Raw genomic sequence first — 14,980 nt, 5'->3', positions numbered from 1 at the left:
CGCCATCAGAAGATCCCCAGGAACTTCTTCCGCTGGCTCTTCTTCTCCGCGCTGGTGGTCTTGCCGTCCTCGTCCTTGGCGGTGGTGCCGTGGCCGACGTCGTCGCGGGGCTTGCCCTTGGTGGTGCGCTGCGCCTGCGCGGTGGCGCCGGCGAGCACCGGGCCGCAGGCGGCGGACTTGGCGTCGCCGATGTCGACGAAGGCGAGGATGCCCGCCACCGGCGTCGCCACCACCGCCAGGCCGAGGCCGGCACCGGCGCGTTCGAGCAGCTGGCCGCTGATCACGTCGAGCTTCGGCGCGGCGAAATAGCCGCCGACGCCGACCGGCGACTGGCCGGAGAACAGGCTGAACTTCTTTCCGTCGGCGCGGAAGGCGAGGTCGATCGCCTCGCTTCTGAAGCTGAACCCGCCGCGCCCGACGATGACGTTCTTGGTGGTGTCGATCAGGATCGGGTCCGCCGCGGCGACGCCGTTGCGGACGGTGAAGCCGATCAGCCCGCAATTGACCTCGACCGGCTTCTTGAGCTTGTCCTCGAACATCTTCTGGACGAACGTGCCGACATCGAGCTCGGCGAGCTGGACGTTGCGTGTCCACAGCTGGCCGTGCGGCATGACGAAGGCGATGCGGCCGTGCGCGGTGCTGAGCGACTGGTGGATCGAATCGCCGCGGCCGACGAGCTGGATTCGCCCCTTGATCGTGCCCGTCGTCCCCGCCTCGGCAACGCCATAGCCGGCGAGCAACTTGCCCATCGGCGTCGGCGACAGGCGGATGTCATAGGTGTCGAGCGCCGGCCGCTGCCGCGTATCGAACGTCACGTCGGCGGCGACGTTGCCGCGCGCCATCGCCATGGTCAGCGGCGACAGGGTGAGCTTGCCGCGGTCGAGCGCCAGCGTCATCGCGATGTCGCTGATCGGCAGGTTGCGCGAGCGCACTCGGCCGATCGTCCAGCGGAGGTCGGCATCGAAGCGCTGCATCGTCGCGATCGGCAGCGCCGCTTCGGGCAGGATGCGCTGCGGCGCGGCGCCGGTCGCGGCGGCGGCGGCGAGCGCGCCCCTGGCGGCGACGATATCGGGGTTGTAGCCGATGAACGGCGCGGCATCGATGATGTCGAGCGTCCTGGTGGCCAGCCGCGAATCGAGGTGCAGTCGCGCGCCGTTGGTGATCGTCAGCGTGCCGGCAAGATCGCTGGCGCCGACGGTGCCGCGCATATGGGTGAAGGTGTAGAGCTGGTCCTGCTGGACCAGTTGCGCCTTCAGCCGGTAGCGGCGGGTATTGGGGATGGCGACGCCGATGATGCCGAGCAGGTCGGCGAGGTTGCGGCCCTGCGCGCGCGTCTGCAACGGCACGCCTTCGATCCCCGCGATCGACGGCAGCGTGCCCGACACGTCGACGACATTGTCCGCCGCCCAGGCCCGCAGCACCAGCTCGTTCTTGCCGCGATTGACCGTCGCATCGGGGGCGAGCAGCCGCGCGGCGACGCGGAACGGCGTGTCGCGGATCGTGCCATGGCCATCGACGCCGACCGCCTTGCCGATCCGCGCGTCGGTCGAGCGGATGTCGTCGACTTTGAGGTCGGCGAGCAGCCGCATGCGCGGATCGCGATAGCGGACGGTGGTGCCGCGCACCGTCGCGGTGTCGATCCGCGGGAAGGGCAGGGGTTTGCCGCCCTTGCTGCTGCTGAACGTCCAGCTGTTGGCGCTGTGGTCCGCATTCCATTCGAGGTCGACCGCGCCGTCGACCAGATCGAGCCAGTAGAGGCGACGCTTGCCCCACAGCAGCGACAGCGGCGCGATCCGCGTATCGATCCGTTCCGCCTGGAACAGATAGGGGCGCGTCGCCCAGGCCGGATTGCCGATCGTCATCCGCTCCGCGACGAACTTGATGCGGAAGGGCGCGAAGTAGAGCTGGAAGTCGCCCGCCACGGTGACGGGGCGATGCGTCTGGCCACCGACGAACCGCTCGAACGGATGGCGCAGGAAGCGCCCCTTGGTGACGTAGAGCACCAGCCAGATCGCGACGAGGAGGACGGCGAGCGCGAGCGCGATCCGGCCGCCGATCCGTCGCAGTCGCCGCCGGCGCGTCGGCACCGGGGCGGGATCCGCGGCGGGGTCCGTGGCGGGCGGCGGCATCTCCATCACCGGCTGAATCGCGCCAGCGCTCGTTCCGGTTCCGCATCGGTTGCGTTTCCTGTCGCACGTCGCTAAGGAGCCCGCTTCCCGAGCGAGGCGCTACAGGACTGCCCGGCCATCAAGGGCTGCCGCGGCGGTTCATGCCATGCTCACAGCGAAAGGACCAAAATGCCCAAGCTCAAGACGAAGAGCGGCGTCAAGAAGCGCTTCAAGCTGACCGCGAGCGGTCTGTTGAAGCACGGCGTCGCCGGCAAGCGCCACCGCCTGATCAGCCACAACAGCAAGTACATCCGCCAGAATCGCGGCACCAAGGTGCTGTCGAAGGCCGACACCGCGACGGTGAAGGCCTGGGCGCCGTACGGCCTCAAGTAAGGACATCAGGATATGGCACGCGTCAAACGTGGTGTAACCACCCGCGCCAAGCACAAGCGGATTCTGGAACAGGCGAAGGGCTATTATGGCCGTCGCAAGAATACGATCCGCATCGCCCGTCAGGCGGTCGAAAAGGCCGGGCAATATGCCTATCGCGACCGCAAGGTCAAAAAGCGGACCTTCCGCGGTCTGTGGATCCAGCGCATCAACGCCGGTGTCCGCGCCGAGGGTCTGACCTATTCGCAGTTCATGCACGGCCTCAAGCTCGCCGGCGTCCAGCTCGACCGCAAGGTGCTGGCCGACATCGCGATGCACGAGGGTGCGGCCTTCAGCGCGATCATCGCGCAGGCCAAGGCGGCGCTGCCCCAGGCGGCGTGACCTTCGCACCCAAGGTGACGGATGAGGCGTCGGTGGGCAACCACCGGCGCCTTTTTCGTTGCGGGCGTGGGTGGCTTGCCTCCTTCCTCTCGTCATTTTGGCGCAAGCCGGGATTCACGGGCACGGTGTGGTGGCTGGTGCGTGCTGCCCTCGACGGCCCGTATCCATGGTTCCCGGCTTTCGTCGGAATGACGGAGGGAGGCATGGCGCGGTGGAAATGATGCCCTCCGGCGCAGTGGAGCCCGGCGTCTCGCTATGACGTCTCTCAACGCCGGCGCTGCCCGAGCCGGCGGAACGGGGGGCGCTGCATGCGAGACGTATTCGAGCCGTGCGTCTATATCCTGGCCAGTCGGCGTCACGGCACGTTCTACATCGGCGTGACCTCCAACCTCCTCGCCCGCCTCGTCCAGCATCGCGAGGGGTTGATCCCTGGCTTCACCAAGGCATACGGCGTGCGGCGGCTTGTCTGGTATGAGCGGCATGCGACGATGGAGGCCGCCATCATTCGTGAGAAGCAGTTGAAGGAATGGCGGCGCGCGTGGAAGATCGTCCTGATCGAAGCGCAGAATGCGGACTGGGTAGATCTGGCGATCGGCCTCGGCCTGCCGCCCATGAAAGAGAGCGATACGTGACCGAAGACCTCGATACCCTGCGCGACCATCTGCTCGGCGCCATCCCCGCGGCGGACAGTGCCGAGGCGCTCGAGGCGCTGCGCGTCGAGGCGCTCGGCAAGCAGGGCAGCATCACCCAGGCGCTCAAGACGCTCGGCAAGATGACGCCGGAGCAGCGGCAGAGCGAAGGCCCGCGGATCAACGGGCTGCGTGAGGCGGTCGCCACGGCGATCGCGACGCGCAAGGCGGCGCTCGACCGCGCCGCGCTCGACGCGCGGCTGGCGAGCGAGACGCGCGACATGACGCTGCCGGCCGATGCGCCGATCGCCGGCACCGTGCATCCGGTCAGCCAGGTGATGGACGAGCTCGCCGAGATCTTCGCCGACCTCGGCTTCGCCGTCGCCACCGGGCCCGAGATCGAGGACGACTGGCACAATTTCACCGCGCTCAACATTCCCGAGACGCATCCGGCGCGGGCGATGCACGACACCTTCTATTTCCCCGACGGCGCCGCCGGAACGGGCGAGGCGCCGCGGATGCTGCTGCGCACGCATACCAGCCCGGTGCAGATCCGCACGATGCTCGACCAGCCGCCGCCGATCCGCATCATCGCGCCGGGTCGGACCTATCGCTCGGACAGCGACGCCACGCATACGCCGATGTTCCATCAGGTCGAAGGGCTGGTGATCGACAAGGGGATCACGCTCGGCCACCTCAAATGGACGCTGGAGACCTTCCTCAAGGCCTTCTTCGAGCGCGACGATATCGTGCTGCGGCTGCGGCCGAGCTATTTCCCGTTCACCGAACCGTCGGCGGAGGTCGACGTCGGCTATACGATCGAGAAGGGCAAGCGCGTCATCGGCGGTTCCGGTGGCGGCTGGATGGAGGTGCTCGGCAGCGGCATGGTCCACCCCAAGGTGATCGCCGCCTGCGGCCTCGATCCCGCGGTGTGGCAGGGCTTCGCCTTCGGCTGCGGCATCGACCGGCTGGCGATGCTCAAATACGGCATGGACGATCTGCGCGCCTTCTTCGACGGCGATATCCGCTGGCTCAAACATTACGGTTTCTCGAGCCTCGACGTACCCACGCTGTCGGGAGGAGTCGGCGCATGAAGTTCACCCTTGGCTGGCTGAAGAACCATCTCGCCACCGATGCCTCGCTCGACGCGATCCTGGACGGACTGACCCGCATCGGCCTGGAGGTCGAGGGCGTGCACAATCCGGGCGAGGCGCTGGCCGCCTTCCGCGTCGCGCGCGTGCTGTCGGCGGAGCGGCATCCGCAGGCTGACAAATTGCAGGTGCTGTCGGTCGATGCCGGCGACGGCCCGATGCAGGTCGTCTGCGGCGCGCCCAATGCGCGCGCCGGGCTGGTCGGCGTGTTCGGCGCGCCGGGCGCCTATGTGCCGGGGCTCGACGTGACGCTCAAGGTCGCGGCGATCCGCGGCGTCGAATCGAACGGTATGATGTGCTCGGCGCGCGAGTTGCAGATCGGCGAAGGGCATGACGGCATTATCGAACTGCCCGACGATGCGCCGGTCGGCACCAGCTATTCGGACTATGCCGGGCTCAACGATCCGGTGATCGACGTGTCGATCACGCCCAACCGGCAGGATTGCATGGGCGTCCACGGTATCGCCCGCGATCTCGCCGCGGCCGGGCTCGGCACGCTGATCGCGCCCGAGGTGCCGGCGGTGGCGGGCGAGGGACCCGGACCCGACGTGCGGATCGAGGATGCCGCGGGCTGCCCCGCCTTCTTCGCGCAGGCGGTGTCCGGCCTGACTAACGGCGAGGCGCCCGAATGGATGCGCCAGCGGCTGACCGCGATCGGGCAGAAGCCGATCTCCACGCTGGTCGACATCACCAATTACATGACGGTCGATCTCGGCCGCCCGCTGCACGTCTATGACACGGCAAAGCTGTCGGGCGGGCTGGTCGCGCGGCGCGCGCGCGCCGGCGAGACGGTCGAGGCGCTCAACGGCAAGAGCTATACGCTCGCCGAGGGGATGACGGTGATCGCCGACGACGTCGCGGTGCACGATATCGGCGGCATCATGGGCGGCGCGCATTCGGGCGTGTCGGAGACGACGCGCGACGTCATCATCGAATGCGCCTATTTCGCGCCCGAGGCGATCGCGCGCGCCGGCCAGGCGCTGTCGCTGACCTCCGAGGCGCGGCAGCGGTTCGAGCGCGGCGTCGATCCCGCCTTTCTCGACGATGGTCTGGCGATCGCCACCTTCCTCGTGCTGCACTATTGCGGCGGGACGGCGAGCGGCGTGACGCGCGCCGGATCGCCGCCGACGACGATGACGACGATCCGCTACGCGCCGTCGCTGGCCGAGACGCTCGGCGGGCTGGCGGTGCCGGCGGAGCGGCAGCGGGCGATCCTCGAATCGCTCGGCTTCACCGTCACCGACGACTGGCAGGTGACCCCGCCGACGTGGCGCCGCGACGTCGACGGTGCCGCCGATCTGGTCGAGGAGGTGATCCGCATCGAGGGGATCGACAAGGTCGCGACCGTGCCGCTGCCGCGTGCGCCCGGCGTCGCCCGGCCGACCGCGACTGCGGAGCAGTTGCTCGAACGCCGCGTGCGGCGCGCCGCGGCGGCGCGCGGGCTCGACGAGGCGGTGACGTGGAGCTTCCTCGGCGCGGCGCAGGCGGCGGCGTTCGGCGGCGGCGCGTGGACGCTCGCCAATCCGATCAGCGAGGATCTCAAGGTGATGCGGCCGTCGCTGCTTCCCGGCCTGCTGTCGGCGGCGGAGCGTAACCTCAAGCGCGGGCTGAGCGCGGTGCGGCTGTTCGAGATCGGCCGGCGGTACCTGAAGGACGATAAGGGCGCGTCCGACGAGCGGATGACGCTCGGGCTGGTGCTTGCCGGCAATCGCCGCGAGCGCGGCTGGCGTGAGGGCAAGGCGGCGGCGTTCGATGCGTATGACGCCAAGGCGGAGGCGCTGGCGCTGCTCGCCGCGGCGGGGGCGCCGGTCGACAATCTGCAGGTGATGGGTGAGGCGGGCGAGGCCTGGCACCCCGGGCAGAGCGGCACGCTGCGGCTCGGGCCGAAGACGGTGCTGGCGCGGTTCGGCATGCTGCATCCGGCGCTGCTCAAGGCGATCGATCTCGACGGCGCGGTCGCGGCGGTCGAGCTGTACCTCGATGCGCTGCCGGCGAAACGCGGCACGCGCAACTTCATGCGTCCGGCATTCGCACCGCCGGCGCTGCAATCGGTGCGGCGCGACTTCGCCTTCCTCGTTCCCGAGACGCTCAGCGCCGATGCGCTGGTGCGCGCGGTGCGCGGCGCGGACAAGGCGGCGATCGTCGGCGCGCGCGTGTTCGACGTCTTCACCGGTGCGGGCGTCGAGGCGGGCCACAAGTCGGTCGCAATCGAGGTGACGCTCCAGCCGAGCGACAAGAGCTTCACCGACGAGATGCTCAAGGGCATCGCCGACAAGGTGGTCGCCGCGGCGGCGAAACAGGGGGCGGTGCTGCGGGGCTAGGGGCGGGCGCACGCCGCCCGTTGCTGCGGGCGGTGGTGCTGTGGCTTAGGTGGGGGGCTGCGGGCGGGCGGTGGCGTGCCACGGGCGGCTCCGCCTGCCTGCAAGCGTCGCGCTGCGCTGCCAGCGCCGCACCAGTGCTTCCGCGCAGGCGGGAGCCCAGGTTCCTTATGCGGCAAGCGTTGTCCTGTTGGGCACTGGATTCCGGCCCGCGCGGGAATACGGCATAGCCTCCGCCTTGCCCACCACGTGACGTCAACCCGGACGTGTTCCGGGAACAGCCGTGCCGCGAAAGCAACGGCTCAAGCTACTACGGAACGGCGGATGCCGGAACGAGTCCGGCAGGACAGCGGGTCGATGTAGAGGTCGCGCCCGTTCGGGAGTCTTGCCGCGGCTCGATACCCTGGGGCAGTCTCGCGGGAGACCCGGCCTCGTCAGGTAGAGCATCGCACCGGGCGAAGGGCGGAGGCCCGGGCGCGATCGGACGCTGGCCCTCAATCGCGTAACCGGCGGCGGGCCGTCATCGCCCGCCTCGCAAGCTTACACCTTGGTCGAGAAGATCATCCGGCCCGGCCCGAGCTGCTCGAACACCTGGCTGAGGTCGGTCTCGCCGACCGCGAAACAGCCCTGGCTGCGGCCGAGCATGCCATGGGTGCGCAGCATGTCGCGATTGGCATACCAGGCGGAGTGGACGACGATCGCCCGCGCCATCGCATTGTCGTTGGTCGGATCGAGGCCGATCAACCGCTGCGACCGACCGTGCTTGCCGACGTAATAATCGTCGGTGACGAAGGCGCCTTCCGACGACGCATTCGAATTCGGCTCGTTCGAGAAGCGCTTGAGGAAGCCGGTATGCGCCGGGTCCGAGCCGCTGCCGTGCGCGACGAGGAACGACTGGCTGCGCCCCGAGACGAGATTGACGATGTGCAGCCGCGCCTCTGACGACGGCGCCGACATGTCGGCGATCGCGATCCGGTCGCGCTGCGGGATGCGGCGGCTGTGCTGGTTGAGCGCGGCGAGCGCCTCGCGCATCAGGTCCGGGCGTACGACGCGCGGCGAGGTGATTGGCCGCGCCGCCACCATCGGGCGCGGGGCGGGCAACGGCGGCTCGGACACCGGCCGCAGGTCGCGCTGCGTCAGACGCCGCGGCGTCGCCGACAGCGTGCCCGGCATCGCCAGCGTCGCCGCCAGCACTGCCCCGTTCTTCAGCAAAGCGCGACGGTCGCGGATGCTATCTTGCTCGATTTGCGTCAAAATCTTTAAAACCCCGGTTCAACCCGCTGCTCATCATATAGCAGCTTCGGACTTAATTTTCCCGTCAACGCCGCCCCGGTCAGCGTTCTGGTTGCACGGTTGGCCGCGCGCGACGCTCCTGTCGGCCCGAAACGGTTGTGGCACGTTCCGCGGAGTCGCGCGTTGGACGGCGCGAAAGGGGGATTGACAGACGGAGACGATGATGAAGCCCTGGATGATTCTCGCCGCCACGGCCTTGTGCGCGATCCAGACGCAGCCGGCACGGGCTGCGGTCGCTGCCGATCCGCTGGCGCCCGAGGTCACCAGTCTCGCCCCCAATCGCTTCCTGTGGAACGACGATGCGACGCTCGGCCCGGTCAGCATCGTCGTGTCGATCCCCGACCAGAAGGCCTATGTCTATCGTGGCATGACGCTGATCGGCGCGTCGACCGTCTCGACCGGCAAGGACGGCAAGGACACGCCGATCGGCACCTTCCCGATCCTGCAGAAGTCGGAGGTGCACAAGAGCAACCTCTACGACAGCGCGCCGATGCCGTTCATGCAGCGATTGACCTGGGACGGGGTGGCGATCCACGCCGGGATCAATCCGGGCTTCCCCGCCTCGCACGGCTGCATCCGGGTGCCGACGGCCTTCGCCAGGAAGCTGTTCGCGGTGACCAGCAAGGGCACGCCGGTGATGGTCACCGACGCCTCCGCCGTCGAAGGCTGGCTGCCGCCGATCGCCGAGGATCCGGCAGACATGCAGCTGGAGACGGCGACGGCGAACGGCAGCGTCCTCCAGACCGCGGCACAGTGAGACGCGGGGAGTTGCACGCCGCCGGAGGCTGACGCACAAGGCCGCGCATGACCGACCTCGTCACCATCCGCTCGATCGCCCTCACCGCCGCGATCAACCCGCTCGGCGCCGAATTGACGCATCTGCGCGATGCTGGCGGGCGCGAGCTGATGACCAACGCCGACCCGGCCTACTGGACCGGCCATGCGCCGATCCTGTTCCCGGTGGTCGGCCTGCCGTTCGAGGAGACGATCCGCGTCGACGGCACCGCCTATCCCATGCCCAAGCACGGGTTCGCGCGCCGGTCGCAGTTCGAAATCGTCGCGGTCGAGGCGGATCGGGTGACCTTCGCGCTGTCGGACAGCGAGGCGACGCGCGCCGCCTATCCCTTCGCCTTCCGCCTCGAACTGACCTACCGGCTCGACGGCGCGACGCTGCATGTCGAGGCGCGGATCGTCAATCCGGCGGAAACTCCGCTGCCGGCGAGCTTCGGCTTCCATCCCGCTTTCGCCTGGCCGCTGCCGTATGGCGAGGATCGTGCCGCGCATCGCATCGTTTTCGACGCGGACGAGCCCGACACGCTGCGCACGATCGCCGCCGACGGCACGATCGCGACCGCCCGCCGCGACTCGCCGCTCGACGGGCGGGTGCTGCATCTGCGCGACGATCTCTTCACCAACGATGCGCTGGTGTGGGACGACGTCCGCTCGGCGGGCGTGACCTATGGCGCCGGGCAGGGACCGCAGTTGCGGATCGCCTTCCCCGATACGCCGATGCTCGGCATCTGGACCAAGCCGGGCGCGGCCTATGTCTGCGTCGAGCCGTGGCACGGCATCGCCGATCCGGAAGGCTATACCGGCGAGTATAGCGACAAGCCGGGCGTCTTCGAAACGCCGGCGGGTGGCGAGACGCGGATCGCGATGAGCGTCACGCTCAAGGGCTGATCCGCGCACCGTTACCCCTGTCATCCGGGCGCGACATCTGGCAAGGCGGCGCGCGCGGACGCGAGCCGCCTTGCCCCTGTCGCGGCTCCGCGTGAGCCGCCTGCCACCCGGATATAGCCAGTGACTTCCCCCCGCCGTACCTTCGCGATCATCTCCCACCCCGACGCGGGCAAGACGACGCTGACCGAAAAACTGCTGTATTTCGGCGGCGCGATCCATCTTGCCGGTGAGGTCAAGGCGCGCGGGGCCAATCGGCGGGCGCGGTCGGACTGGATGAAGATCGAACAGCAGCGCGGCATCTCGGTCACCTCGTCGGTGATGACGTTCGAGCGGGAGGGGATCACCTTCAACCTGCTCGATACGCCGGGCCACGAGGATTTCTCGGAAGATACCTATCGCACGCTGACCGCGGTCGATTCGGCGGTGATGGTGATCGACGCCGCCAAGGGCATCGAGCCGCAGACGCGCAAATTGTTCGAGGTCTGCCGGCTGCGCTCGGTGCCGATCATCACCTTCGTCAACAAGGTCGATCGCGAAGGCCGGCCGATCTTCGAGCTGCTCGACGAGATCGCCGACATGCTCGCGCTCGACGTCGCGCCGATGAGCTGGCCGGTCGGCATGGGCGGCGAGTTCGAAGGCGTGCTCGACCTCGCCACCAACACGATCAGCCGGCCGGAGGGCGACAGCCGCGCCTTCCTCGGCAAGACCGAGACGGCGCCGGTGCTCGCCGAACGCTGGGCCGAGGAGATCGAGCTGGCGCAGGCGGGCTATCCCGAGTTTGATGCCGAGGCCTATCGCAACGGCGATCTGACCCCGGTCTATTTCGGCTCGGCGCTCAAGGATTTCGGCGTCGCCGAGCTGATCGGCGCGCTCGCCGAACACGCCCCGCCGCCGCGCGCGCAGCCGGCCGAGCCCGCGCCGGTGGCGCCGGACAATGACGAGGTCACCGGCTTCGTGTTCAAGGTGCAGGCGAACATGGACCCCAACCATCGCGACCGCATCGCCTTCATGCGGCTATGCTCGGGCACCTTCAAACGCGGCATGAAGCTGGTGCCGACCGGCCACGGCAAGCCGATCGCGGTCCATTCGCCGATCCTGTTCTTCGCCCAGAACCGCGAGCTGGCCGACGAGGCCTTCCCCGGCGACATCATCGGCATCCCCAACCACGGCACGTTGCGCGTCGGCGACACGCTGAGCGAGCGCGCCGACGTGCGCTTCACCGGCCTGCCCAATTTCGCGCCCGAAATCCTGCGCCGCGTCCAGCTCAAGGACCCGACCAAGACCAAGCAGTTGCGCAAGGCGCTCGACGATATGGCGGAGGAGGGGGTGACGCAGGTCTTCTATCCGGAGATTGGCTCCAACTGGATCATCGGCGTCGTCGGCCAGCTCCAGCTCGAGGTGCTGCTCAGCCGGCTCGATGCGGAATACAAGGTGGCGGCCGGGCTGGAGCCCGCGCCGTTCGAGACCGCGCGCTGGGTGTCGGCGGAGAATCCGGCCGATCTCAAGGCGTTCATGGATCTCAATCGCTCGGCGATGGCGAAGGATCGCGACGGCAATCCGGTGTTCCTCGCCAAGAGCGCTTGGGAGGTCGGCTATATCGCCGATCGCTACAATAAGGTGCGCTTCGCGGCGACGCGCGAACGCTGATACGGCGGTGAGGGCGCCGTCCGGGTCGTGATTTCCCCCGAAATCACCGACCGCCGGACGACGCGCATCGCGTCAGGTGCCGGTAACGATCCGCTCGCGCATCATCTGGCTGGCGCGGAAGGTCAGCACACGGCGCGGCGCAATCGGCACCTCGACCCCGGTCTTGGGATTGCGGCCGATCCGCTCACCCTTGTCGCGCAGGACGAAGGTGCCGAACCCCGAAATCTTGACGTTCTCGCCGCGCGCCAGCGCTTCGCACATTTCCGTCAGGATCTGTTCGACGACTTTCGCCGACTCCGTCCGTGACAGGCCGATCTGGCGATGCAAGGCCTCGGCCAGGTCTGCCCTCGTCAGTGTACCAACGCTCGTCATCAACACGCTTGCCCCACTCCATCTGCTAAGATGCCCGTTTCCACGGTACACTATAGCAGACGTGTCCGAAAGTGACTTTCTTTGCGGCCGCGGCGTTCAGGGCCATGGGGCGCAGGCGATCAGAAGCGAATGACCGCCGCGCCCCAGGTAAAGCCGCCGCCCATCGCTTCCAGCACGACGATATCGTTCTGCTGGACGCGACCGTCGCGCACCGCGACATCGAGCGCGAGCGGCACCGAGGCGGCCGAGGTATTGGCGTGGCGATCGACGGTGACGACGATCTTGTCGGGGGAGAGGCCGAGCTTGCGGCTGGTCGCATCGAGGATGCGGGCATTGGCCTGATGCGGCACCACCCAGTCGACGTCGGCCGACGTCAGTCCGGCGATGACCAGCGATTCCTCCAGCACGGCGGCGAGGTTGACGACGGCGTGACGGAACACCTCGCGGCCCTTCATGCGCAGCTTGCCGACCGTGCCGGTGGTCGACGGGCCACCGTCGACATAGAGCAGGTCGTTGTGGCGACCGTCGGCATGGAGCTTGGTGGCGAGGATGCCGCGACCATCGTCGGCGGCGCTCTCCTGCCCTTCGAGCACGATCGCGCCGGCGCCGTCGCCGAACAGCACGGCGGTGGTACGGTCCTCCCAGTCGAGGATCCGGCTGAACGTCTCGGCGCCGATCACCAAAGCGCGACGGTGGACGCCGGTGCGCAGCATCGAATCGGCGACCTGCACCGCATAAAGAAAGCCCGAGCAGACCGCCGCGACGTCGAAGGCGACGCAATCGCCGATGCCGAGCATCGCCTGCACCTTGGTCGCGGTTGCCGGGAAGGTCTGGTCGGGCGTCGCGGTGGCGAGCACGATCAGGTCGATCTCGCCCGGTTCGACCGCAGCGGCGGCGAGCGCGGCGCGGCAGGCGTCGGCGGCGAGCGTCGCGGTCGTCTCGTCCGGCCCGGCGATGTGGCGGAAGCGGATGCCGGTTCGCTCGACGATCCAGGCATCGCTGGTGTCGAGCTGCTGTTCGAGCTCGGCATTCGACACGCGCCGCGCCGGCAGGGCGGAGCCGGTGCCACGGACGACCGATCGAATCATGCGGCTTTCTTTTCGAAATTGCCGAGATCGTCGGCGATGCGGCGGGTCAGGTCGGCGCGCACCATCTTGGCGGCATTGCCGATCGCGGTGGCGACGCCGCGCTCGTTGGCGCCGCCATGGCTCTTCACGACGATGCCGTTGAGGCCAAGGAAGACCGCGCCATTGTGGTTGTTGGGATCAAGGTGATCGCGCAGCAATTCGGTCGCCGGGCGCGAGATCAGGAAGCCGAGTTTCGATCGCGCCGACGAACTGAACGCGCGCTTGAGCAGATCGGCGACGAACCGCGCGGTGCCCTCGGCGGTCTTGAGCGCGATATTGCCGGCAAAGCCGTCGCAGACGATGACGTCGTGATTGCCGCGCGCGAGCTGGTCGCCCTCGACGAAGCCGGTGAAGGTCAGCGGCAGATGCGACTGGCCCTTGAGCACCGCTGCGGCGTCGCGGATCTCGTCGGTGCCCTTCTGGTCCTCGCTGCCGATGTTGAGCAGCGCGACGCGGGGCGATTCGAGGTCCATGATCGTGCGGGCATAGGCCGCGCCCATCACCGCGAACTGGACGAGGTTGCGCGCATCCACCTCGGTATTGGCGCCGAGATCGAGCATCACCACGTCATTGTCGCCAAGCGTCGGCAGCGGCGCGGCGAGCGCCGGACGGTCGATGCCGGGCAAGGTGCGCAGTGCGAGCTTGGCCATCGCCATCAGCGCGCCGGTATTGCCCGACGAGACCGCGGCCCCGGCGCGGCCCTGCTTCACCAGATCGATGGTGATGCCCATCGACGTCGTCTTGGCACGGCGGATCGCCTGGCTGGGCTTGTCGCTCGACCCGACCGTCTCGGGTGCGTGGACGATCTCGCTATGCTGGCTGAGGTTGGGATGGCCTTTCAGCTCTTCCGCCACCTTGGCCTCGTCACCCACCAGCAGAAAGCGCATGCCGTCATGCCGCCGGCGGGCGGCAGCCACACCGGCGAGCATGACCGCCAGCCCCTTGTCGCCGCCCATCGCATCGACGGCGATCCAGGAAGTGTCGGACATGGTCAGCGCGTTTCCGGATGGGAGGGGAGGGCTCAGCCCTCGACCGAGACGATCTCGCGGCCGTTATAATGGCCACAGGCGGTGCACAGATTGTGCGGGCGCTTGAGCTCGCCGCAATTCGGGCACTCCTGGAACGATTCGATGCTCAGCGAATCGTGGCTGCGGCGCATGCCGCGCTTGGAGGGGGAGGTCTTTCGCTTGGGGACGGCCATTTCGGCACCTTGTTCTAGGAATCGGCTTACGGAAAACCGATGAGCCCGACGGGCCGCCCCGACGACCGACGGAGCGCCGGTCGCTGGACGCCACCGACAACCGGACGCATCGCGAAGCGGGGGCCTATAGCGATTTTCCACGCAGGTGCAAGCTTCGGCGCGCCCGCCGCGCGCGGCCCCGCTGGCTCGGGTGCTATCTGATAGGGTGTCTCGTTGCCGACCGGTAGACTGTCCCCGTGACGCGCGCGTGACACGCGCGGCCTGACGATGAGGCGAACGCTGCTGACACCGCCTGTCACTCTCTTGCAGTTGGTTGCGGAAGCAGGATTGCGGCGATTCGGGACGTCGGGGCCGATCGCCTCGCTGTGCAGCGACGCGCTGCGATACAGGAGGGCTCGATTGTAATGCGCCTCTATATGCGCGATCTGCTCGAACACGCGGGCCGAGCCAAAGAGATAGCCGGCGGGCGGCCGCCCATGGTGGCGGAGTTCGGCATCGCGCTGTCCGCTATAGATCGGCGCACGCGCCGCATCGAGCCACTCGAAGCCGGTGCGGCGATGCTTGTAGAAGGCGGTGCCGTCGCCGCCCGCCGGTTTCCTCACCCGGCCTGGTTCGGCGGACCGTCAGATCGCGCGGGGGAGGGAGGGGCATGTGCTTGTCCTTTGGGGCGTTGATTTGGGGGT

15 protein-coding genes are annotated in these 14,980 nt (G+C 68.4%); 8 read left to right on the top strand and 7 right to left on the bottom strand.

All coding sequences use genetic code 11. The features are described from left to right. Nucleotides 1-5 precede the first annotated feature (5 nt). Nucleotides 6-2,129, bottom strand: coding sequence for an AsmA family protein (locus BW41_RS05970; RefSeq protein ID WP_037532596.1), 2,124 nt, complete (start codon nt 2,127-2,129; stop codon nt 6-8). Nucleotides 2,130-2,297: 168 nt separating this feature from the next. Between BW41_RS05970 and rpmI the strand changes: the two genes are divergently transcribed. The 5 genes from rpmI (at nt 2,298) to pheT (ending at nt 6,980) form a co-directional block, all read left to right on the top strand. Then, nucleotides 2,298-2,501, top strand: coding sequence for a 50S ribosomal protein L35 (gene rpmI, locus BW41_RS05965; protein ID WP_017977259.1), 204 nt, complete (start codon nt 2,298-2,300; stop codon nt 2,499-2,501). Between the two features lie 12 nt (nt 2,502-2,513). Then, on the top strand, nt 2,514-2,879 hold the full coding sequence (rplT, locus tag BW41_RS05960) for a 50S ribosomal protein L20 (protein WP_037532450.1): 366 nt from the start codon (nt 2,514-2,516) through the stop codon (nt 2,877-2,879). Nucleotides 2,880-3,187: 308 nt separating this feature from the next. After that, nucleotides 3,188-3,511 carry a GIY-YIG nuclease family protein gene (locus BW41_RS05955; protein ID WP_037532448.1) on the top strand — a complete coding sequence of 108 codons (324 nt, stop codon included), beginning with the start codon at nt 3,188-3,190 and terminating at the stop codon, nt 3,509-3,511. Further along, on the top strand, nt 3,508-4,602 hold the full coding sequence (gene pheS / locus BW41_RS05950) for a phenylalanine--tRNA ligase subunit alpha (RefSeq protein ID WP_037532446.1): 1,095 nt from the start codon (nt 3,508-3,510) through the stop codon (nt 4,600-4,602). Before BW41_RS05955 ends, pheS begins: the two co-directional genes overlap by 4 nt. After that, entirely contained in the window at nt 4,599-6,980 is a 2,382-nt protein-coding gene (gene pheT / locus BW41_RS05945; protein ID WP_037532444.1) for a phenylalanine--tRNA ligase subunit beta, read from the top strand. Before pheS ends, pheT begins: the two co-directional genes overlap by 4 nt. Before the next feature lie 537 nt (nt 6,981-7,517). Here pheT and BW41_RS05940 read toward each other — a convergent pair. Continuing rightward, a complete protein-coding gene (locus BW41_RS05940; RefSeq protein WP_152542159.1) occupies nt 7,518-8,150 on the bottom strand; it encodes a murein L,D-transpeptidase catalytic domain family protein in 633 nt (210 codons plus the stop codon). A 283-nt stretch (nt 8,151-8,433) separates the two neighbouring features. On the opposite strand from BW41_RS05940, the gene BW41_RS05935 reads away from it, so the two are divergent. The 3 genes from BW41_RS05935 to BW41_RS05925 all read left to right on the top strand — a co-directional run bounded on the left by BW41_RS05935 (nt 8,434) and on the right by BW41_RS05925 (nt 11,597). After that, nucleotides 8,434-9,027: a L,D-transpeptidase family protein gene (locus BW41_RS05935; protein WP_235199618.1), complete on the top strand. Its 594-nt coding sequence runs from the start codon at nt 8,434-8,436 to the stop codon at nt 9,025-9,027. A 47-nt stretch (nt 9,028-9,074) separates the two neighbouring features. Next, complete coding sequence (locus BW41_RS05930) at nt 9,075-9,950, top strand: aldose 1-epimerase family protein (protein WP_037532439.1); 876 nt, start codon at nt 9,075-9,077, stop codon at nt 9,948-9,950. A 120-nt stretch (nt 9,951-10,070) separates the two neighbouring features. After that, nucleotides 10,071-11,597: a peptide chain release factor 3 gene (locus tag BW41_RS05925; protein ID WP_037532437.1), complete on the top strand. Its 1,527-nt coding sequence runs from the start codon at nt 10,071-10,073 to the stop codon at nt 11,595-11,597. Nucleotides 11,598-11,669: 72 nt separating this feature from the next. On the opposite strand, the gene BW41_RS05920 is transcribed toward BW41_RS05925, so the two are convergent. The 5 genes from BW41_RS05920 to BW41_RS20025 all read right to left on the bottom strand — a co-directional run bounded on the left by BW41_RS05920 (nt 11,670) and on the right by BW41_RS20025 (nt 14,899). Next, complete coding sequence (locus tag BW41_RS05920; RefSeq protein WP_037532435.1) at nt 11,670-11,969, bottom strand: integration host factor subunit alpha; 300 nt, start codon at nt 11,967-11,969, stop codon at nt 11,670-11,672. 119 nt (nt 11,970-12,088) lie between these two features. Next, the gene (locus BW41_RS05915; protein WP_037532432.1) at nt 12,089-13,057 is read right to left on the bottom strand and encodes a beta-ketoacyl-ACP synthase III; all 969 of its coding nucleotides are present in this window, start codon (nt 13,055-13,057) and stop codon (nt 12,089-12,091) included. Beyond that, nucleotides 13,054-14,085: a phosphate acyltransferase PlsX gene (gene plsX, locus BW41_RS05910; RefSeq protein WP_037532431.1), complete on the bottom strand. Its 1,032-nt coding sequence runs from the start codon at nt 14,083-14,085 to the stop codon at nt 13,054-13,056. The genes BW41_RS05915 and plsX overlap by 4 nt, the downstream gene beginning before the upstream one ends. Nucleotides 14,086-14,117: 32 nt before the next feature. Then, entirely contained in the window at nt 14,118-14,297 is a 180-nt protein-coding gene (gene rpmF / locus BW41_RS05905) for a 50S ribosomal protein L32 (RefSeq protein WP_037532429.1), read from the bottom strand. Between the two features lie 26 nt (nt 14,298-14,323). After that, nucleotides 14,324-14,899: a DUF6445 family protein gene (locus BW41_RS20025; RefSeq protein WP_051583295.1), complete on the bottom strand. Its 576-nt coding sequence runs from the start codon at nt 14,897-14,899 to the stop codon at nt 14,324-14,326. Between the last annotated feature and the right edge of the window lie 81 nt (nt 14,900-14,980).

The sequence above is a fragment of the Sphingomonas sp. RIT328 genome (genome assembly GCF_000632225.1).
Taxonomy (GTDB): Bacteria; Pseudomonadota; Alphaproteobacteria; order Sphingomonadales; family Sphingomonadaceae; genus Sphingomonas; species Sphingomonas kyungheensis.
This window is presented reverse-complemented; position numbering and strand designations above follow the sequence as displayed.

What these genes read in the sequence shown, in the direction of transcription:
- BW41_RS05970 (WP_037532596.1), bottom strand. Translation starts at nt 2,129, where the DNA reads ATGCCGCCGCCCGCCACGGACCCCGCCGCGGATCCCGCCCCGGTGCCG.
- rpmI (WP_017977259.1), top strand. Translation starts at nt 2,298, where the DNA reads ATGCCCAAGCTCAAGACGAAGAGCGGCGTCAAGAAGCGCTTCAAGCTG.
- rplT (WP_037532450.1), top strand. Translation starts at nt 2,514, where the DNA reads ATGGCACGCGTCAAACGTGGTGTAACCACCCGCGCCAAGCACAAGCGG.
- BW41_RS05955 (WP_037532448.1), top strand. Translation starts at nt 3,188, where the DNA reads ATGCGAGACGTATTCGAGCCGTGCGTCTATATCCTGGCCAGTCGGCGT.
- pheT (WP_037532444.1), top strand. Translation starts at nt 4,599, where the DNA reads ATGAAGTTCACCCTTGGCTGGCTGAAGAACCATCTCGCCACCGATGCC.
- BW41_RS05940 (WP_152542159.1), bottom strand. Translation starts at nt 8,150, where the DNA reads ATGCCGGGCACGCTGTCGGCGACGCCGCGGCGTCTGACGCAGCGCGAC.
- BW41_RS05935 (WP_235199618.1), top strand. Translation starts at nt 8,434, where the DNA reads ATGAAGCCCTGGATGATTCTCGCCGCCACGGCCTTGTGCGCGATCCAG.
- BW41_RS05930 (WP_037532439.1), top strand. Translation starts at nt 9,075, where the DNA reads ATGACCGACCTCGTCACCATCCGCTCGATCGCCCTCACCGCCGCGATC.
- BW41_RS05920 (WP_037532435.1), bottom strand. Translation starts at nt 11,969, where the DNA reads ATGACGAGCGTTGGTACACTGACGAGGGCAGACCTGGCCGAGGCCTTG.
- BW41_RS05915 (WP_037532432.1), bottom strand. Translation starts at nt 13,057, where the DNA reads ATGATTCGATCGGTCGTCCGTGGCACCGGCTCCGCCCTGCCGGCGCGG.
- plsX (WP_037532431.1), bottom strand. Translation starts at nt 14,085, where the DNA reads ATGTCCGACACTTCCTGGATCGCCGTCGATGCGATGGGCGGCGACAAG.
- rpmF (WP_037532429.1), bottom strand. Translation starts at nt 14,297, where the DNA reads ATGGCCGTCCCCAAGCGAAAGACCTCCCCCTCCAAGCGCGGCATGCGC.